The following is a 19,874-nucleotide window of genomic DNA, read 5'->3' as shown; positions in this document are numbered from 1 at the left end:
CAAGCCGCCGAAGCGACGGAACGAATCCGAAGCGACGGATAGAATCGCCAAAGTGAAGGAAAGAATCACCAGAGCGACGGAACAAGCCGCCGAAGTGACGGAACAAATCATCAAAGCGACGGAACGAATCATCAAAGCGACGGAACAAGCTGCCGAAGCGACGGAACGAATCATCAAAGCGACGGATAGAATCGCCAAAGTGAAGGAAAGAACCACCAGAGCGACGGAACAAGCCGCTGAAGTGACGGAACGAATCATCAAAGTGACGGAACAAGCCACCGAAGCGACGGAACACCCCACCAAAATGATGGATAGAACCAGAATCAGCAAACTGAAGAACAGCTCCATCGAAACGTCGCAATTAATCTCCTTAAATCGATGATTTTCTTGAAATTTCAGAAATCTTGTTGAAGTTTACGTTAGCGTCAATGATATACTGATGGAAAATGTGAAGGGGGAGATGAAGTTGAAGACGATTCAAGAAGTGGCTAAGCAGTTTAATGTTTCAACACGGACAATTCGTTATTATGAGGAGCTTGGGCTGCTTAATCCCAATCGTTCATCTACTAATCAACGAACCTTTTCAAAAAAAGAATTGGCGAAGCTTAAGCTTATTTTTCGAGGAAAGCGTTACGGTTTTTCACTTGAGGAGATTAAGGAGATGGTATTGCTGTTTGATTTTGATCGCACAGGTATTCAGCAATTGGAGCGTACGGTCGAATATGGGGAACAAAAAATTCAAGAAATAGATAGCAAAATAGCAGAGCTTGCACAAATGAAAAATGAGTTACAGCAATTGCAAGGCGTGTTTATTAAAAAATTGGCGACTTTAAAGGGAGAGGTGTACGATGAATAGTTCGAATTTGTTAGCACGAAATGCGCGAAAGTATCCTTTGAGCGAAGCGATTGTTTGTCAAGGTAGACGAGTGACCTATCGTGATTTAGATGAGCAAGTAACACGTTTTAGTCATGCTTTATTAGAGCAAGGTGTGCGACAAGGCGATAAAGTCATCATTTTTATGCCAAATGTTGTAGAGTTTGTTGTTAGCTATTTTGCAATTCAACGCATTGGAGCTATTGTCGTTCCAGTAAATGCGAAATTTACGCTGCAAGAGGTCGAATATGTAGCGCAGCATGCAGACGCTAAAGCTATTCTAGTTCATGAAGCAATTTTTGCGGCAGTCGAAAGCATCACGGTTGTTCCTTTAAAAATCAAAACGGGACAAGAGCATGCTGGTTGGCTAAATTATGAAACACTTATTCAACATGCAAGCATTCAAACAATTGATTGTCAGTTGAATGAAGACGATGTCTCGACGATTTTATATACATCGGGTACAACGGGAAAACCAAAGGGTGTGTTGTTTAGCTATCGCAATATTTTAACTGTAGCGCAAATGATTGCAGTAGAAATGGAAGTAAAGCCTGAAAGCCGAATCCTTCTCATGATGCCGTTGACACATTCAGCGCCATTACATTTATTTTTAATGGCAGGCGTACTTGTAGGCTCAACAAATGTGCTAACACCGACATTTACACCTGATTTGTGTATTGATTCAATCGAGCAGGAAAGGACAACGCATTTCTTTGGTGCACCTGTCGCCTATTTGCTAACTGCTCAAATGCCGAGATTGTAAACAGCAGATTTATCTTCGATGAAATGGTGGGTTTATGGAGGTGCGCCGTTATCACAAAATGAAATTCGCTTGATAGAAAAGGCTTTCCGAACAACTCATTTAACTTGTGTTTATGGTTTGACGGAGGCTGGTCCAAGCGGTTCGTTATTGTTTGGTAGGGAGCATGAAACGAAGGCGGGGAGTATTGGTCAGCGTGCACCACTTGGCACAGAGCTGCGTATTATCAACGGCAGTGGAGAAGATGTCGGCGTTGGTGAAGTTGGAGAGATCGTGTTATTTGGTGAAGGCAATATGCTGGGCTATTACAAGGATGATACTGCAACGAAGGCTGCATTTATAGATGGTTGGCTTAAAACAGGAGATTTAGCGCGTATGGATGAGGATGGATATATTTGGATTGTTGATCGTAAAAAGGATGTTATTATTTCAGGCGGTGTTAATATTTATCCGAAGGAAATAGAAGATAGTATGTTAAGCTATGACGGGATTTTTGAGGTAGCTGTAATAGGTGTTCCGCACCCACAATGGGGAGAAACGGTGAAGGCCGTCTATGCTTCTAAAAAGGCAATTGCTGAAAATGATCTTATCAATTATTTAGAGGAGCGTCTTGCTAAATATAAAATACCACGCCTTTTTGAACAAATGGAAGCGCTGCCACGAAATGCAGCAGGCAAAATATTAAAACAATCTTTGAAGGGACAAGAGGTGAGATAGCATGAAGGTATTACAGCAGGCAGAAATGAAAACAAAAAACTTTTTTAAAGATAATGATACACTTCATAAAGTTTTAGACATGATGCTAGATCAAGAGTTTGCAGAATATGCAACACGCGAGCTAACAGATTTCGGAGGTCTCTGTGCTGGAGATATTGATGTGAGAGCGAAACATACGGATAGAGAGGGTGAACCTCGCTTACAAAGGTATAACGCATATGGGGAAGAAGTGTCAGAGGTCTGGGTTAATGATGGCTATAAAAAAACGATTGAAGAGACATACAATACCGGGATTGTTGGCTATGTGCATAAGGATATTCCGCAATTAGGTAGAAAGGGAAATTATGTGTATAGCTTTGCTCAAGGCTATATACTGTCCCATACTGAGCCAGGCTTTTACTGTCCTGTTACTTTAACAATGGCAACGGCTTATTTACTCGATCATTATGCAAGTGATGAGGTGAAGGAGCGCTTTTTACCACATGTTTGTGCAACAGGAGATACCGAGTTATATGAGGGAGCTACATTTTTAACGGAGCGTCAAGGTGGTTCTGATGTTGGCGCGAATGTGGTAGAGGCGAGACAGGACGGCAAAGAGTATCGTTTATACGGCGAGAAATATTTCGCATCTAATGCAGGAATGTGTGGCGTAGCGATGGTATTGGCCCGTATGGAGGGGGCACAGATAGGCTCAAAGGGCTTAACATTATTTGCGGTTCCATGGCGGAATGAGGATGGCACTGTGAATAACCTCCGCATTCGACGTTTAAAGGATAAACTTGGCGTTCGAGCAGTGCCTTCTGGTGAGGTGGAATTTGATGGCGCACTAGCTTATGTTGTCGGTGAGCCGAATAAAGGGATTTATTATATGCTGGAGGCACTTAATTTATCAAGAATTTGCAATGCAGTTGCTTCTATCGGCATTATGCGTCGCGGTTATTTAGAGGCGAAGCACTATGTAACCAATCGTCATGCATTTGGTAAGCCTTTAACGCAATATCCTATGATTCAGGATACATTAGGGAAATATGCTGCCAAGCTTCATGTAGAAGTTGCCACTGTTTTTGATGTTATTCAGCTGTACGATAAAGTAGCAAGTGGACAGGGCAATGAACAGGACATCATTATGAATCGCTTGTATATTGCTATCATGAAAAAAGAAACGGCAGAGCAAGCGGTACATTATGCTAGTGAAGCAATTGAATTGCACGGAGGGAATGGCTATATAGAGGATTTTGTTACACCTCGCTTATTAAGAGATGCACAGGTGCTGACGGTGTGGGAAGGGACTGCCAATATTTTAGCGTTGGAGCTCATTCGTTTAGTAGATAAGTTTCATGCGCATGAATTATTTGTTCGTATCATGGAGAAACGTCTAGAAAAACTAGCTGACAGTCCATTAGTAGCAATTGTAGCAGAGCAATTAGTAAAACTAGACTTGACTTTGCAAACATTTAGTCGTTTAGATGAAGCAACGAAAACATTTGAGGCAAAAAAGGTTGCAGAAAATATGGCACATGTATATGAAAGTGTTGTAGCAGTCGAATGGGCACAAAAATTCGGCGGTAAATATGAAAAGCTAGCAGATATTTATTTAGAGAGCACATGGTCATTGCGAGAAATTGGAGCGCCAATGAAAACCGTTCAGTATTTTTTAGATATAGTCTAATAGATTAGAGTCTGGGGTCTAGCAAAATTAAAAAATTTCACATAAGAAAAGCGCGAGAAATCAACGTTTCTAAAATTGATTTCTCGCGCTTTTTAAGGTGTTGACCAGTTTTATCCCAGGCTCTTTTTTTTTCATGTATAATTATATCAACTGAAAATTATAAAGGTTCTTTACTTATGTAAAGTGAAAAGGGAAATCGGTGTTATTCCGATGCGGTCCCGCCACTGTATGTGTGAGTTTTTTCAATATGCGCCACTGAAAATTTCGGAAGGCTTGAAAAAGCGAAGGAAGCACGAGCCAGGAGACCTGCCTTTATAGAAAACACGTTGCAGCCTACGAGGATAGGGTGGTGGATTTTGTATACGTATTTTTGTGCAAATTTGATCCCCTCATCTTTTTTTGATGAGGGGTATTTGTTTTGTAAGATGGATGTCGATAAATTCTCAGTATTAGGCAATTTCAAGCTAAAATGTATCGATAAATCAGAAGAACAAGTCGTTAAATATTGGCACAGATAGACTAAGGGGGAGAGCCTTTAAATGAGTAGAACGATTATAGCCTATGTAACAGCAATTACGCTTCTAATTATTAGCATCTGGTGTGGCGTAGCAATAGGCTCAGTTCATATTCCACTAGAAGTAGTGTGGAATAAGGCAGCTGATGAAACAGCTGCCAATATTTTATGGAAAATTCGTTTACCTCGAGTCCTGCTGGCGGGGCTTGTCGGAGCATCGCTTGCCATTGCAGGGGCAGCTTTTCAAGGCTTATTAAAAAATCCTTTGGCAGATCCTTATACGTTAGGTGTTTCCTCTGGTGCATCAGTTGGCGCAGTGATGACGATTTTCTTTAGTATTTCAATTCCAGTAGTAGGCCATTATGCATTACCAATCTTCAGTATGCTAGGTGCAATATTAACGATGGTAGCGGTCATGGGCTTTGCTAGAATGGTAGACAGCTCACTAAAAATGGAAACCCTTATTTTAACAGGGATCATCTTTAGTTCATTTTTTGGTTCCTTAATTTCCTTAATGATTGCATTATCTGGTGAGGAGCTACGACAAGTTATGGGATGGCTGCTCGGCTCAGTATCGATGCGAGGTTGGCCTTTTGTTCAAATGATTATTCCGTTTGTGATAATTGGTTCAATTATGCTTTGGACACAAAGACGCGAGTTAAATGTTTTGTTATATGGAGAGGAACGCGCAAAACATTTAGGTGTTCATGTTAAGCGTAGTAAATATATAATTTTGATAGGCGGGTCAATGTTGACAGGAGCAGCTGTAGCAGTTTCTGGTACGATTGGATTTGTTGGCTTAGTTGTACCCCATATGACGCGAATGCTTTGGGGTTCAGATCATCGTCATTTATTGCCATTATCATTTTTAAATGGTGCAACTTTGCTCATTATTTGTGATTTAATAGCAAGAACAATTATTATGCCAAGAGAGCTACCAATTGGCGTTATTACTGCATTTATTGGGGCGCCCGTTTTTTCTTATATTTTTTATAAGCAACGTAGAAGCAAGGGGGGACGGGCATGATTGTTGTTGAACATCTTTCTGGAGGTTATGGAGATGTGCCGATCGTTCAGGATATCAGTTTTTCCGTTGAAAAAGGAAAAGTACTAGGGATTTTAGGCCCGAATGGTAGTGGGAAATCCACACTATTAAAAGTGATGAGTGGCATACTACCAGCTACTGCAGGCACTATAGTCGTAGATGGTAAAAATATTAGCGCTTATAATGCCCGTGCATTGGCAAAAAAAATGGCAGTGCTACCACAATTACATGCGAATGCCTTTTCAAACAGTGTACGTGAGGCAGTATCACTTGGACGTTATCCACATCAAACAGGCTTCTTTTCAAGTTGGGCTGAACGAGATGAACAAGCAGTCCAACATGCAATGCTGCAAACAGGTGTGAAACGCTATGAACAGACACCGATGGAATTTTTGTCGGGCGGGGAACAACAAAGAGTTTTTGTAGCCCAGGCTCTTGCGCAAACGGCGGAAATATTACTGCTAGATGAGCCAACGAACCATCTAGATATTGCCCATCAACGTCAAATTTTAGATATGGTACGAAAGGAAGCAATTGAATGTGGTTTAACCGTTATTATGGTACTACATGATATGAATTTAGCTTCCCTCTATTGTGACGAATTATTACTAATGGAAGACGGAAGGATGCGAGCATTTGGAGCACCACATGAAGTATTAATCGCTTCGGAAATTGAAGATGTCTATCATGCGCGAGTAACGACTTATGCACATCCCGAAATTCCAAAGCCTCAAATTACAATGATGCCAGCCTCAGTCGAACATCAGCGACGTGCTGTCATTAAAAACGAAAATTTCACTGTTACGAATCATTACATTCAGCTTCAATCGGAGTATCCGTTAAAAACGGTTTCCTCAGCAGTTCATAATCCGGGGATCGGTTGGTATGATTGCCTATTAAATCGCTCTGTACCAATAGATTATGTCATTAGTGATGTAAAGAAAGAGGTCGCTGAATTTTTACAAAAGGAGCATTTTTCACCTACCAGCACAGTAGTTATGATAACAGCTGTCCCGGCAAATCTTGTAGCAATTAATGAATTTAAAGCTTCTTTTGGTAGCGTATTTGTTGCTGTAACGGCTGGTGTTGGCAATGCTGTTGATGTGTCACGGGCTCATGAAAGACAAGATGAACCATATATTGGTACTATAAATACATGGGTCATCATAAATGGTTGTTTATCAGAAGAAGCATTTTTCCAAGCAATGATGACAGCTAATGAGGCGAAAACAAAGGCATTGCAGTCAGAAGGTATTCGTGATGAGCTTAGTGGTACGATTGCAACAGGTACTGCTACCGATAGCTTATTAATTGCAGCAACACAAAAAGGGGAAGAGATGCTGTATGGTGGTCCAGTTACTGATGTAGGCAAGATTATCGGTAAAGGCGTTTTTGAAACAACGGTGCAGGCAATAAAAAACTATAAAGTGAAGTGTTAATCAGTAGGCGTCACAGATAAGTTGCTGCCGGTTAATGCGGGATAAAAATTGATTATAGGAGATGAGAGAAATGAAGCTTTATACAAAAACAGGCGATACGGGGAAAACTAGTTTGATAGGTGGACGTGTCGACAAAGATAGCTTGCGCGTTGAGACATACGGGGCAATTGATGAGTTGAATTCTTTTATTGGCAAGGCAGTAAGTGAATTAGATCGTGAGCTATTCAAGGATATTCTAATTGATTTAGAAACGATCCAGCATGAACTTTTTGATGCAGGTGGCGACCTCGCTAACGTCATGAAGGAACGTCATTATAAGCTTGCAGAGCAGCCAATTGAAGTGTTAGAATCTCGGATTGATGCATTGTCAGATGAAGCGCCACCATTACAGCGCTTTATTTTACCAGGTGGTGCACCAGCAGCTGCAACTTTACACATTGCGCGCACAGTAGCGCGTCGAGCAGAGCGACAAATGGTAACGCTTATGAAGGAAATTGAAGACGTACCGACAATTGTGCAAAAGTATTTAAACCGTTTATCCGACTATTTATTTGCAGCCGCACGAGTTGTTAATTTTAGACTTAAAGTTGCGGATGTTGAATATATTCGAAGCGGTAATGTCTTTAAAAAATAGTTTGATCACCAAAAGTTGTGGATGACATTTTGTTAAAACGTATGTCATTTGAAGAAGTTGATTGGAGTGAGGTTGGGCGGCTCTTTGGGAATCAGCGCAGTAGATGAGACCTCGAGTAGGGGAACGAAAGGGCTTTTGCGAAAAAACATCGTGCTGCTGACGCTTCGCTTTCGCGCAAAAAACATCGTGCTGCTGACGCTTCGCTTTCGCGCAAAAAACATCGTGCTGCCATAAGCGCCCCGCAGGAACGGAAATCAACTCCACGTTATTGTGATGAATTCACTTTTATATGAGCACTTTGAAGATTTATCGGAACAAAATCTCATTTTATCGGAACAATTTCAGTTTTTATCAACTAAGGGCGACTCCTCGGACGCCTCCGGTCACGTTTTGCTGAAAGCGCATATTAGTTTTAAAAAGAAATAGCTACTTTAAAATTTAGCGCATTGAAAAAGTCGATTTGTCATCAAAAACATGATGCGAATCGGCTTTTTTGAGTTTCTATACCCAACAAAAAATAGATTTATAATATAAAAAAATGAAATTCTTTAGCTGTTTCATGTCCTTTTAAAAATTCAGGGTGGCTTTTTTTCTTGTAAAATGTAAGAATATAAAATTATCAGAAATATTTCCGTTTTATGTTGACTGAATGCTCACTCATTTATTAGAATAGGAATATAATGATGACGTACATTTACGTATGAGCTAGCGAATTCGCCACAAAGAGAGAAAATTACGACAAACTAAAGGGGGGGACCAACCATGAGTCCATTAGTAATTGCAAATATTGTTCTAACAGTCGTGGTTGTGCTTTATGCAGGAGGATTGTTCTTCTATCTGTTAAAAACACGTTATAAGTTTGTGCAATTGGGGAAAAAAGTTGAGTTTGATGAAAGTGTCAAAGAACGTATTGGTTATATTATGGTCAATGTATTTGGCCAAAATAAGCTATTAAAAGATCCGAAGAGTGGTTTAATTCACGTAATGTTCTTCTATGGATTTTTAATGGTGCAGCTAGGCGCTATTGATTTAATTTGGAAGGGGTTAGTACCTGGATCACATCTGCCACTTGGCATTTTCTATAGTGTCTTTACATTCTTCCAAGAGCTTGTGGTATTAATGATTTTAGTGGCAGTTGTGTGGGCATTTTACCGTCGCTATGTAGAAAAGCTAGTACGTCTAAAACGAGGCTGGAAAAATGGTCTTGTCTTAATTTTTATAGGTGGGTTAATGTTATCAACATTGCTTGCAAATGGTATGGGGTTAATTTGGCATGGTGAAGAACTAAGTTATACAGAGCCGGTTGCTTCTGGCATTGCAGCTATATTTAGCTTCCTACCAGCATCAGTAGCAGCTGTTGTTTTCTACGTGATGTGGTGGGCGCATTTATTAATTTTATTAACATTCTTAGTGTATGTACCACAATCGAAGCACTTCCACTTGATTGTAAGTCCAATCAATGTGTACATGAATCGTTTAGATCGTACAGGTACTCTAACACCAATCGACTTTGAAGCATTAGAAAATGCTGAAGATGAAGAGGATATTCCGGCAATTGGTGTTGGACGTATTCAAGACTTTACACAAAAACAAATGCTAGATTTATATTCTTGTGTAGAATGCGGACGCTGTACAAATATGTGTCCAGCAACTGGAACAGGTAAAATGTTATCACCAATGGATTTAATCGTGAAGCTTCGTGATCATTTAACGTTTACAGGTGCTGTTGTGACAAAGCAAAAACCTTGGGTACCTTATCAATTCTTTGCTAATACAAAGGGGAATCAGTTAGCAATGGCAGCTGGTGCTGAAGGTGCAGTCATTGAAGATATCTACAGCCCTTCTTTAATCGGCGATGTCATTACAGAAGAGGAGATTTGGGCATGTACGACTTGTCGTAACTGTGAAGATCAATGTCCTGTTATGAATGAGCATGTCGATAAAATTATTGACTTACGCCGTTACTTAACAATGACTGAAGGAAAAGTAAACCCTGATGCACAGCGCGCGATGACAAACATCGAACGTCAAGGCAATCCTTGGGGCTTGAACCGTAAAGAAAAAGAAAATTGGCGTGACCTAGACCCAACAATTCATATTCCAACAGTGAAAGAGCTGAAAAAATCAGGCGAGGAAATGGAATATTTATTCTGGGTAGGCTCAATGGGCGCATTTGATAACCGCTCACAAAAAATTGCATTAGCATTCTGTCGCCTATTAAACGAAGCTGGCGTAAAGTTTGCGATTTTAGGAAATAAAGAGAAAAACTCAGGGGATACTCCTCGTCGTTTAGGAAATGAGTTTTTATTCCAAGAGCTTGCTACAGCAAATATTGATGAATTCGAGAAAAACGACGTAAAGAAAATTGTTACAATCGATCCGCATGCTTACAATATCTTTAAAAATGAATATCAAGACTTTGGCTGGAAGGGTGAGGTTTATCACCATACTGAGCTATTGAACGAATTGATTGATGAAAATCGTCTAGCGTTAAATTACGAAGTTCATGAAACAATTGTTTTCCACGATTCTTGTTATTTAGGCCGTTATAACGATGTTTATGATGCGCCACGAGAAATACTACGTGGAATTCCAGGTGTTAAGCTTGTGGAAATGGAGCGTAATCGCGAGACAGCCATGTGCTGTGGCGCAGGTGGCGGATTAATGTGGATGGAAGAGCATGTCGGCAACCGTATTAACGTAGCAAGAACAGAGCAAGCTTTAGCAACGGACGCATCAGTAATTTCTTCTGGATGTCCTTACTGTTTAACAATGCTTGAAGATGGCACAAAGGCAAAAGAGGTTGAGGATTCAATCGGTACATTCGATGTTGCAGAGTTATTAGAGCGTTCTGTGTTTGGTGAAAAGGTGAAAGCTGTTGAAATTTCAGTTGAAGAGGCAGCAGATGTAATGGCTGAAGAAGTAGTAGCTTCTTTAGAAAGTGTCGAACAAGACAAGAATGCAGAAACTAACGCAGAAAAATGATAGTTATTGCAGAAATATTTTAGTTATCTGAAAAATATAAATTGCACAATAAATAATTGTTTTGTAGAATAAGATTAAATGGAAATGGGAGTGGAAGCATAACTGATACTCCCATTTTTCATCGCAAGAGGTCGAGCGAGCGTTCAGTCAACAGAAATGCTCTGATACTTCTTCTAGAACGTAAAACAAAAGGGGTGTTTTACTTGAATAGAGCTGTAATTTTAGCAGGAGCAAGAACTGCATTTGGTAAGTTTGGAGGTTCACTATCAGCATTAAATGCAAGTGATTTAGGTGCAATCGCCATAAAGGGGGCACTTGAGAAAGCGAAAATTTCGCCTGATGAAGTGGATGAAGTGATTTTAGGTTCTGTTTTACAAGGGGGACAGGGCCAAATTCCTTCAAGGCAAGCTGCAATAAAAGCAAATTTACCAATAGCGGTAAAAACAGAAACGATTAACAAGGTTTGTGCATCAGGAATGCGTGCTATAACACTAGCCGATCAGCTAATTCGATTAGGGGACGAAGAAGTGATTATCGCTGGTGGTATGGAGTCCATGTCCAATGCACCGTATTATCTACAAAATGGTCGAACAGGCTTACGCATGGGCGATTCAACAATGGTAGATGGCATGCTATATGATGGCTTAACATGTGCCTTTGATAAGGCAAGACCACATATGGGAAGCTACGGTAATACAACAGCGAACGAATTTTCTTTAAGCCGTGAAGAGCAGGATGCATGGTCTGTTCGTAGCCATGAACGTGCACTTGCAGCAATTGACAAAGGTTATTTTGCTGAGGAAATTGTGCCTGTGGAAATTCCGCAACGTAAGGGAGAACCGCTTCAAGTCGATACCGATGAGGCACCAAGAGCGGGTACGTCAATGGAGGTACTGGCAAAGCTCAAGCCAGCATTTGACAAGGACGGAACGATAACAGCAGGTAACGCACCTGGCGTTAACGACGGTGCATGTGCCTTAGTAGTAATGAGTGAGGAACGTGCAACGCGTGAAGGTAGAGAGCCACTTGCGGTTATTATCGGCCATGAAGAGCTTGCTATTGAGCCAGAAAACTTCCCGCAAACACCAGGGCTTGTTATTAACAAATTACTGAAAAAGACGGGCAAATCATTAGCGGACATTGATGTCATCGAAATCAATGAAGCCTTTGCGGCAGTAGCTCTAGTGAGCAAGCAACTGGCAGATTTAGATGCTGAAAAGGTCAATGTGAACGGCGGTGCAGTTGCATTAGGTCATCCAATTGGAGCATCTGGAGCACGCATTATTTTAACACTTGCACATGAATTAAAGCGTCGTGGCGGTGGTATCGGAATTGCTGCTATCTGCTCCGGTGGAGGGCAAGGCGATGCGATAATGATCGAAGTACCGAAAACAGGGGGACACGAATGATGGGAATTCAAAAGGTAATGGTTATTGGTGCTGGACAAATGGGCTCTGGCATTGCACAAGTTTGTGCACAAGCTGGCTATGATGTCAAACTGAACGATATGAAACAAGAATTTTTCGAGCGCGGTTTAGGCGTGATGACGAAAAACCTGACACGTGATGTCGAAAAGGGTCGTAAAACTGAGGATGAGAAGGCGGCTATTCTAGGTCGTATTAGTATGTCACTAGATTTACAGGATGCTAGTGATGTAGATATTATCATCGAGGCTGCAGTGGAAAATATGGAAGTGAAGCAATCCATCTTTAAGCAAATTGATCAAATTGCACCGGCACATGCCATTTTAGCTACGAATACATCATCTTTACCAATTACGGAAATTGCAGCTGTCACAAATCGTCCAGAGCAAGTAATCGGTATGCACTTTATGAATCCGGTACCTGTGATGAAGCTAGTAGAGATTATTAGAGGATTGGCCACAAGCGATGAAGTCTACAAAGCTGTTGAAGACATGACAGTAAAATTATCGAAAACACCGGTGGAAGTAAATGACTTCCCAGGCTTTATTTCAAATCGTATTTTACTACCTATGATTAATGAAGCAATCTATGCACTGTATGAGGGTGTAGCATCGAAGGAAGCCATTGATGATGTGATGAAGCTTGGAATGAATCATCCAATGGGACCTTTAACTTTAGCGGACTTTATTGGTCTTGATACATGTCTATCCATAATGGAGATTTTACATGAGGGCCTAGGTGATAGTAAGTACAGACCTTGTCCATTGCTTCGTAAATATGTGGCAGCAGGCTGGTTAGGTAAAAAATCTGGAAGAGGCTTTTACGTTTACGAATAATCCTATGGGGATGGGGCTATTCAAGCGAAATTGAATGTTACGAGACAACATTTAGGGGTGACATTATAGATGCATTTACGATTTACAGATGAACAAATAATGATGCGAGATATGGTTCGAAGTTTTGCTCAGGAAAAGATTGAACCGTGGGTAGAGCGCATGGAGGCAGGGGAGTTTCCGCGTGAGCTCCTTGCGCAAATGGGAGAATTAGGTTTAATGGGGATAACAACCCCAGAAGAATTAGGCGGCTCAGCGATGGATTTTACATCGTACATAATTGCTATTAATGAACTATCGAAGGTTAGTGCAGTAATGGGTGTGATTTTATCTGTGCATACTTCAGTTGGAACAAACCCAATTATATATTTTGGCAACGATGAACAGAAGAAACGTTATGTTCCGAAGCTTGCTGCCGGTGAATATTTAGGGGCATTTTGTTTAACAGAGCCTAGTGCTGGCTCGGACGCTGGATCACTGCAATCAAAAGCGGTACGAGACGGGGATGATTATGTTATCAATGGCTCCAAAGTGTTTATTACAAATGGTGGAGAAGCAGATGTATGTATTGTCTTTGCATCAACAGATCCTACTGCAAAAACACGTGGTATTTCAGCATTTATTGTTGAAAAGGGCACACCGGGCTTAATCATAGGGAAAGATGAACATAAAATGGGCTTACATGGTTCACGTACAGTCCAATTAACATTTGATAACTGTCGTATTCCAGCTGCAAACCTTCTTGGGGAGGAAGGGGAAGGCTTTAAAATTGCGATGGCTAACTTAGATGTAGGACGTATTGGCATTGCTGCACAATCTTTAGGTATTGCTGAAGCAGCGTTAGAAGCAGCTACTGCTTATGCCAAAGAGCGTGTTCAATTTGGAAAACCTATTGCTGCACAACAAGGGGTTGGCTTCAAGCTTGCTGATATGGCGACTGCAGTAGAATCAGCGAAATTACTAGTTTATCGTGCAGCAGATTTACGTTCAAAAGGGTTGCCGTGTGGAGCTGAGGCATCCATGGCGAAACTCTTTGCCTCACGCACAGCAGTGCAAACGGCAATAGAAGCGGTACAGATTTTTGGTGGCTACGGCTATACAGAAGACTATCCGGTAGAGCGTTATTTCCGAGATGCAAAGGTGACAGAAATATACGAGGGTACAAGTGAGATTCAAAAACTAGTCATTAGTAAACATTTACTTAAATAAAGCCTTATGTTATGTGGCGAAATTAATTTTTTACGGACGATGTAAATTGCCAGGGTCCTGCGAGAAACTGCTCAGGTCTCCTAGCAAACTAGGCAATCACCATCGAAACGTTATCGAATATAAAAATTAACAATTTAGCAATAACAGAGTCTAACTAAAAAGGGGAAATGGACAATGAACTTTCAATTAACAGAAGAGCATGAGCAATTACGTGAAATGATTCGTGATTTTGCTATTAATGAAGTAGCACCGACAGCAGCGGAACGTGACGAGAATGAAGAGTTTGATCGTGCAATTTTCGATAAAATGGCGGAGCTAGGCTTAACAGGTATTCCTTGGCCAGAAGAATACGGTGGTGCAGGCTTTGATTATCTTGCGTATGTTATTGCTGTAGAAGAATTATCACGTGTATGTGCTTCAACAGGGGTAACATTATCAGCACATACTTCGCTTGCGGGTTGGCCAATCTTTAAATTTGGTAATGAAGAACAAAAACAAAAATATCTTCGTCCAATGGCAGAAGGCAAACATATTGGTGCATATGGCTTAACAGAGGCAGGGTCAGGCTCTGATGCTGGCGGCATGAAAACGTATGCAAAACGTGATGGCGATGATTATATTTTAAACGGCGCGAAAATCTTCATTACCAATGGTGGAGTAGCAGATACATATGTTGTATTTGCAGTAACAGATCCAGAAGCTAAACATGGCACATCTGCTTTTATCGTTGAAGCTGGCTTTGAAGGTTTCTCGGTAGGGAAGAAGGAGAAAAAACTAGGAATTCGTTCATCTCCTACAACTGAAATTATTTTTGATAACTGTCGCGTTCCAAAAGAAAACCTGCTTGGGGCTGAGGGAGAAGGCTTCAAAATTGCGATGACAACACTTGATGGAGGACGTAACGGTATTGCGGCTCAAGCTGTAGGGATTGCACAAGGGGCATTAGATGCAGCAGTTGAGTATGGGAAAGAACGTGTGCAATTTGGTAAGCCGATTACTGCCAACCAAGGTGTATCTTTTAAACTAGCGGATATGGCAACTTCCATTGAAGCATCTCGACTGCTAACATACCAAGCGGCTTGGTTAGAATCAAATAACCTACCTTATGGTAAGGCATCTGCAATGGCGAAATTAATGGCTGGCGATACTGCGATGAATGTAACGACTGAGGCGGTTCAAATCTTTGGTGGATATGGTTATACAAAAGATTATCCAGTTGAGCGTTTCATGCGTGATGCAAAAATTACACAAATTTACGAAGGTACACAAGAGATTCAACGTCTTGTTATCTCTCGTATGTTGACAAAATAACGTATGACAGAAAGAGATAAAAGACCCCAAGTACAGTCAACGGTAAAAGATGAAAATCTCATCGCCATTCGTCGAGAACAAATGATAGAGGGAGCCATTAAATTATTTAAAGAAAAAGGTTTTCATCGTGCCACGACGAGAGAAATCGCAAAAGCTGCAGGTTTTAGTATCGGTACATTATATGAGTATATTCGTACGAAAGAAGATGTCCTTTACCTTGTATGTGATAGTATTTATCACCATGCAATGGAGAGACTTTCAAGTTATGAGATTAAGGCAGGAACTATAGAAGAGTTAAAAGAAATGATTCGAGAGTATTTCTTGCAAATTGATAGTATGGTTGATGAGCTAACAATCATGTATCAGGAAACTAAAACATTGTCAAAAGAAGCGCAGCGTTATGTATTTAGTAAGGAATTTGAAATGGTTGCTACTTTTGAGCGATTACTAAAACGCTGTGTGCAGTCAGGTGAAATAACGATGACGGATCAACAAATCCATTTGGCAGCAAATAATTTAGTCGTTTCTGGACAAAGCTGGGCATTCCGTAAATGGGCGCTCCATCGTCAACACTCTATTGATGAATTTATTGAAATGCAAACAACATTGTTTATTTCAGGCATAAAGGGGTTCTAATAAGTTCCGTTAAGGGGTTGTCGGTAATTGCATAGAGCGACATTGCAATTACCGACTTTTTTTATGAATGATAGGGGGGCTCATCACCAAAAGTGGGGATGACATTTGTTAAAACGTATGTCATGTAAATTAGTTGGAACGGAAATCAACCCCACGTTATGATGGTGAGCTGATAAAGAACATTAAGGGGAGAAAGTGGGGATTTCATATGACAAAGGTAGAAGTATATCGTCCAAAAAATCACGTACGTTTTGTTACAGCATCGAGTCTTTTTGATGGGCATGATGCTTCGGTCAACATTATGCGACGAATTTTGCAATCGAGCGGAGTAGAGGTAATCCATTTAGGACATAATCGCTCGGTGGAAGAAGTGGTAAATGCTGCGATTCAAGAGGATGCTCAAGGTATTGCTGTGTCTTCTTATCAAGGTGGACATATGGAATACTTTAAATATATGTATGATTTACTGCGTGAAAAAGGAGCGCCACATATTAAAATTTATGGTGGCGGTGGTGGTGTTATTTTACCACGTGAAATTAAAGAGCTGCATGCATATGGGATTGCAGGGATATTCTCGCCAGAGGATGGCCGTGTCTTAGGCTTACAAGGGATGATTAATGAAAAAATTAAAGGGACTGATTTCCCAACTGCAACGGGTAACTATCTAGAAAAGCTCGATGCTCTATCGACAGAAACACCGGAAATTTTAGCGAATTTAATAACTGCTGCAGAGTCAAATGATGATGGTGAAACGAAAAAAACGCTAGAAGAAGCTCGTAAACGCTCAAAAGGGACACCTGTCTTAGGTATTACAGGAACTGGTGGTGCGGGTAAATCTTCCTTAACAGATGAATTAATTCGTCGTTTCTTGAAAGAATTTCCGGATAAACGAGTGGCGATTCTTTCAGTCGATCCAACAAAGCAAAAAACAGGTGGGGCTTTACTTGGTGACCGAATTCGCATGAATGCGATTTTCAATAATCGAGTATATATGCGTAGTTTAGCAACCCGCGGATCTCGAACAGAGCTTTCTGCATCTATTGGAGACGTGCTAGATGTAGTGAAAGTAGTGGGCTATGATTTAATCATCGTAGAAACGAGCGGTATTGGTCAAGGTGATGCAGAAATTACAAAATATACGGATTTATCCATGTACGTTATGACAAGTGAGTTTGGTGCGCCAACACAGCTTGAGAAAATTGACATGATTGATTTTGCGGATGTAATCGCCATCAATAAATTTGAACGTAAAGGGTCTGAGGATGCGCTACGCCAAGTGCAGAAGCAATACCAACGTTCGCGAGAGCTTTGGGATGAATCACTTGATAATATGCCTGTTTACGGTACGATTGCAAGTCAATTTAATGATAAAGGAACGAATGCTTTATTTGCAGCATTAGTAAATATCATTAATACGAATACAGGAAGTAATTGGGAAACGGGCTATGAGCAGTTTGCGAAAACCCAAAAGCAGGATGTAATTATTCCAAACGATCGTCGTTATTATTTACGAGAAATTACAGATACTGTGCGTGGCTATCACAAAAAATCAGAGCAGCAAGTAGAATTTGCTCGCCGTCTATTCCAATTAGAGGGAGCTATTGCGGCGGTTAAGGAAAAAGCGCCAAATGATGCACTAATCGCATCTCTTACTTCTTTAGCAGAAGGTGTCAGAGATGAATTAACGGCTGAGTCCAAGCGTATTTTAGATAATTGGCAAGCTTTAAAAGAAGCCTATGCTGGGGACGAATTTGTCACGAAGGTTCGTGATAAGGAAATTCGTACGATTTTAAAAACAACAAGCCTTTCTGGTACAAAAATCCCTAAAGTTGCATTGCCGAAATTCGTAGATTACGGTGAAATTTTACGTTGGGTTTATAGAGAAAATGTACCTGGTGAATTCCCTTATACTGCGGGGGTATTCCAATTTAAACGTGAAGGGGAAGATCCAAAGCGACAATTTGCTGGTGAGGGTACACCTGAGCGTACAAATAAACGATTCCATTATTTATCGAAGGATGATGATGCAAAACGTTTATCCACAGCATTTGATTCGGTAACGCTATACGGTGAGGATCCAGATTACCGACCAGATATTTATGGAAAGGTTGGAGAGTCAGGCGTATCCATTTGTACGTTAGAGGATATGAAAAAGCTTTATGCAGGCTTTGATTTATGTGCACCATCAACTTCAGTATCGATGACAATTAACGGTCCAGCACCGATTATTTTAGCGATGTTCATGAATTCGGCTATTGATCAACAAGTGAAACTACGTGAGAAAGAATTTGGTCGACCTTTGACAGTTGAAGAATTTATGGACACACGAGAGAAAACATTACAGGTCGTGCGTGGAACGGTGCAAGCAGATATTTTAAAAGAAGATCAAGGGCAAAATACATGTATTTTCTCAACAGAGTTTGCGTTACGTATGATGGGAGATATTCAGCAATACTTTATTGATCATAAAGTACGTAATTACTACTCAGTATCTATTTCTGGTTACCATATTGCCGAAGCTGGAGCCAACCCAATTTCACAGTTGGCCTTTACATTAGCAAATGGCTTTACGTATGTGGAATATTATTTAAGTCGTGGCATGAACATTGACGATTTTGCGCCAAATCTATCATTCTTCTTCTCTAACGGACTTGACCCAGAGTACACAGTTATTGGACGTGTAGCTCGTCGTATTTGGGCAGTTGTAATGCGTGATAAGTATGGCGCTAATGAACGTGCACAAAAATTAAAATATCATATCCAAACATCTGGACGTAGCTTGCATGCACAGGAAATTGATTTCAACGATATCCGCACAACGTTACAGGCATTAATGGCATTACAGGATAATTGTAATTCATTGCATACAAATGCGTATGATGAGGCAATTACAACGCCTACAGAAGAATCTGTACGTCGTGCGATGGCCATTCAAATGATTATTACGAAGGAACATGGCTTAGCGAAAAACGAAAATCCATTACAAGGTGCGTATATCGTTGAAGAGTTAACAGATCTTGTAGAAGAGGCGGTACTAGAAGAGTTTGATCGTATCAATGATCGTGGTGGCGTGCTAGGTGCAATGGAAACACAATATCAGCGCGGTAAGATTCAAGAGGAATCCATGTACTACGAAATGCTAAAACATTCAGGTGAGTTACCAATCATTGGTGTAAACACATACTTAAATCCGAATCCACCTTCAGAAGATGAAATTGACAATATGGAAATTGCACGTGCCTCAACGGAAGAAAAAGAGACGCAAATTCATAATTTACAAGCTTTCTGGAAGCAACATGAAAATGAAGCGGAAGCGGCTATTACTCGTTTACAACAAGTAGCTGTAAACAATGGCAATATTTTCGCAGAGCTTATGGAAACTGTAAAAGTAGCTAGCTTAGGACAAATCACGAACGCTTTATATGAAGTAGGCGGTCAATATCGTCGCAATATGTAAAGTTTAAACATGCATATTTTCTATATTTATTCAATTTAATATAAAATGCTTCTCTATTTTTAAGTGTCTAGTCTTAGGATTAGGCACTTTTTTTTATTTCCGTTATAATAGAAATGTAAAAAAAAGGGGAGGCGCGGTAGAGGATGAAATCAGTTATTCACTACATCGTTATTTTAGCTTTAGTGTTAGGAGTTTTTTTCCTTTATGATAAGCAAATTGGCGCTGTTCCGATATTATTATTATCTGTCTATTTGTTTTACTTTGGGATAAAAAAAATGTGTGATATAAAAAACAGTAATTGAAGCTAGCAATGAGGATAAAACTTTGTATATAATGGGTATTATGCTTATGATATGGAAAGTTACTT

14 protein-coding genes, 1 pseudogene and 1 riboswitch are annotated in these 19,874 nt (G+C 40.4%); of the genes and pseudogenes, 14 read left to right on the top strand and 1 reads right to left on the bottom strand.

Annotation, left to right across the window (positions count from 1 at the left end):
• The coding region (locus tag BFJ97_RS24400; protein WP_217492406.1) for a hypothetical protein at window positions 1-361 on the bottom strand (361 nt) is incomplete at its 3' end.
• A 105-nt stretch (window positions 362-466) separates the two neighbouring features.
• Between BFJ97_RS24400 and BFJ97_RS21640 the strand changes: the two genes are divergently transcribed.
• The 14 genes and pseudogenes from BFJ97_RS21640 to BFJ97_RS24925 all read left to right on the top strand — a co-directional run bounded on the left by BFJ97_RS21640 (window position 467) and on the right by BFJ97_RS24925 (window position 19,809).
• Window positions 467-856, top strand: a complete 390-nt coding sequence (locus tag BFJ97_RS21640) for a MerR family transcriptional regulator (protein WP_068986695.1) — start codon at window positions 467-469, stop codon at window positions 854-856.
• Window positions 849-2,351, top strand: a pseudogene (locus BFJ97_RS21635) (class I adenylate-forming enzyme family protein). Before BFJ97_RS21640 ends, BFJ97_RS21635 begins: the two are co-directional and overlap by 8 nt.
• 1 nt (window position 2,352) lies before the next feature.
• On the top strand, window positions 2,353-4,020 hold the full coding sequence (locus BFJ97_RS21630; RefSeq protein WP_068986694.1) for an acyl-CoA dehydrogenase family protein: 1,668 nt from the start codon (window positions 2,353-2,355) through the stop codon (window positions 4,018-4,020).
• Between the two features lie 146 nt (window positions 4,021-4,166).
• A riboswitch (cobalamin riboswitch) is annotated at window positions 4,167-4,348 on the top strand.
• A 211-nt stretch (window positions 4,349-4,559) separates the two neighbouring features.
• Window positions 4,560-5,561, top strand: a complete 1,002-nt coding sequence (locus tag BFJ97_RS21625) for a FecCD family ABC transporter permease (protein WP_068986693.1) — start codon at window positions 4,560-4,562, stop codon at window positions 5,559-5,561.
• On the top strand, window positions 5,558-7,018 hold the full coding sequence (locus BFJ97_RS21620) for an adenosylcobinamide amidohydrolase (RefSeq protein ID WP_068986692.1): 1,461 nt from the start codon (window positions 5,558-5,560) through the stop codon (window positions 7,016-7,018). The genes BFJ97_RS21625 and BFJ97_RS21620 overlap by 4 nt, the downstream gene beginning before the upstream one ends.
• A 70-nt stretch (window positions 7,019-7,088) precedes the next feature.
• Window positions 7,089-7,652 carry a cob(I)yrinic acid a,c-diamide adenosyltransferase gene (locus BFJ97_RS21615; protein WP_068986691.1) on the top strand — a complete coding sequence of 188 codons (564 nt, stop codon included), beginning with the start codon at window positions 7,089-7,091 and terminating at the stop codon, window positions 7,650-7,652.
• 762 nt (window positions 7,653-8,414) lie between these two features.
• Window positions 8,415-10,637: a heterodisulfide reductase-related iron-sulfur binding cluster gene (locus BFJ97_RS21610; protein ID WP_068986690.1), complete on the top strand. Its 2,223-nt coding sequence runs from the start codon at window positions 8,415-8,417 to the stop codon at window positions 10,635-10,637.
• A gap of 203 nt (window positions 10,638-10,840) precedes the next feature.
• Window positions 10,841-12,046 (top strand): acetyl-CoA C-acetyltransferase, encoded by a 1,206-nt coding sequence (locus BFJ97_RS21605; protein ID WP_068986689.1) that lies wholly within the window; start codon window positions 10,841-10,843, stop codon window positions 12,044-12,046.
• Window positions 12,046-12,897: a 3-hydroxybutyryl-CoA dehydrogenase gene (locus tag BFJ97_RS21600; protein ID WP_068986688.1), complete on the top strand. Its 852-nt coding sequence runs from the start codon at window positions 12,046-12,048 to the stop codon at window positions 12,895-12,897. Before BFJ97_RS21605 ends, BFJ97_RS21600 begins: the two co-directional genes overlap by 1 nt.
• 69 nt (window positions 12,898-12,966) lie before the next feature.
• Window positions 12,967-14,103: an acyl-CoA dehydrogenase gene (locus tag BFJ97_RS21595; protein ID WP_068986687.1), complete on the top strand. Its 1,137-nt coding sequence runs from the start codon at window positions 12,967-12,969 to the stop codon at window positions 14,101-14,103.
• Between the two features lie 174 nt (window positions 14,104-14,277).
• On the top strand, window positions 14,278-15,414 hold the full coding sequence (locus BFJ97_RS21590) for an acyl-CoA dehydrogenase (protein ID WP_068986686.1): 1,137 nt from the start codon (window positions 14,278-14,280) through the stop codon (window positions 15,412-15,414).
• Window positions 15,415-15,417: 3 nt separating this feature from the next.
• The gene (locus BFJ97_RS21585) at window positions 15,418-16,050 is read left to right on the top strand and encodes a TetR/AcrR family transcriptional regulator (RefSeq protein ID WP_068986685.1); all 633 of its coding nucleotides are present in this window, start codon (window positions 15,418-15,420) and stop codon (window positions 16,048-16,050) included.
• A 208-nt stretch (window positions 16,051-16,258) separates the two neighbouring features.
• The gene (icmF, locus tag BFJ97_RS21580; RefSeq protein WP_068986684.1) at window positions 16,259-19,507 is read left to right on the top strand and encodes a fused isobutyryl-CoA mutase/GTPase IcmF; all 3,249 of its coding nucleotides are present in this window, start codon (window positions 16,259-16,261) and stop codon (window positions 19,505-19,507) included.
• Window positions 19,508-19,650: 143 nt separating this feature from the next.
• Window positions 19,651-19,809, top strand: a complete 159-nt coding sequence (locus BFJ97_RS24925) for a hypothetical protein (protein WP_175401833.1) — start codon at window positions 19,651-19,653, stop codon at window positions 19,807-19,809.
• Window positions 19,810-19,874 lie beyond the last annotated feature (65 nt).

The sequence above is a fragment of the Lysinibacillus xylanilyticus genome (assembly GCF_001708185.1).
GTDB classification, from domain to species: Bacteria; Bacillota; Bacilli; order Bacillales_A; family Planococcaceae; genus Lysinibacillus; species Lysinibacillus xylanilyticus_A.
Note: the sequence above shows the minus strand (reverse complement) of the source record. Positions and strands in the feature narration are given on the sequence as shown.

What these genes read in the sequence shown, in the direction of transcription:
- BFJ97_RS21590 (WP_068986686.1), top strand. Translation starts at nt 14,278, where the DNA reads ATGAACTTTCAATTAACAGAAGAGCATGAGCAATTACGTGAAATGATT.
- BFJ97_RS21620 (WP_068986692.1), top strand. Translation starts at nt 5,558, where the DNA reads ATGATTGTTGTTGAACATCTTTCTGGAGGTTATGGAGATGTGCCGATC.
- BFJ97_RS24925 (WP_175401833.1), top strand. Translation starts at nt 19,651, where the DNA reads ATGAAATCAGTTATTCACTACATCGTTATTTTAGCTTTAGTGTTAGGA.
- BFJ97_RS21630 (WP_068986694.1), top strand. Translation starts at nt 2,353, where the DNA reads ATGAAGGTATTACAGCAGGCAGAAATGAAAACAAAAAACTTTTTTAAA.
- BFJ97_RS21600 (WP_068986688.1), top strand. Translation starts at nt 12,046, where the DNA reads ATGGGAATTCAAAAGGTAATGGTTATTGGTGCTGGACAAATGGGCTCT.
- BFJ97_RS21585 (WP_068986685.1), top strand. Translation starts at nt 15,418, where the DNA reads ATGACAGAAAGAGATAAAAGACCCCAAGTACAGTCAACGGTAAAAGAT.
- icmF (WP_068986684.1), top strand. Translation starts at nt 16,259, where the DNA reads ATGACAAAGGTAGAAGTATATCGTCCAAAAAATCACGTACGTTTTGTT.
- BFJ97_RS21610 (WP_068986690.1), top strand. Translation starts at nt 8,415, where the DNA reads ATGAGTCCATTAGTAATTGCAAATATTGTTCTAACAGTCGTGGTTGTG.
- BFJ97_RS21625 (WP_068986693.1), top strand. Translation starts at nt 4,560, where the DNA reads ATGAGTAGAACGATTATAGCCTATGTAACAGCAATTACGCTTCTAATT.
- BFJ97_RS21595 (WP_068986687.1), top strand. Translation starts at nt 12,967, where the DNA reads ATGCATTTACGATTTACAGATGAACAAATAATGATGCGAGATATGGTT.
- BFJ97_RS21615 (WP_068986691.1), top strand. Translation starts at nt 7,089, where the DNA reads ATGAAGCTTTATACAAAAACAGGCGATACGGGGAAAACTAGTTTGATA.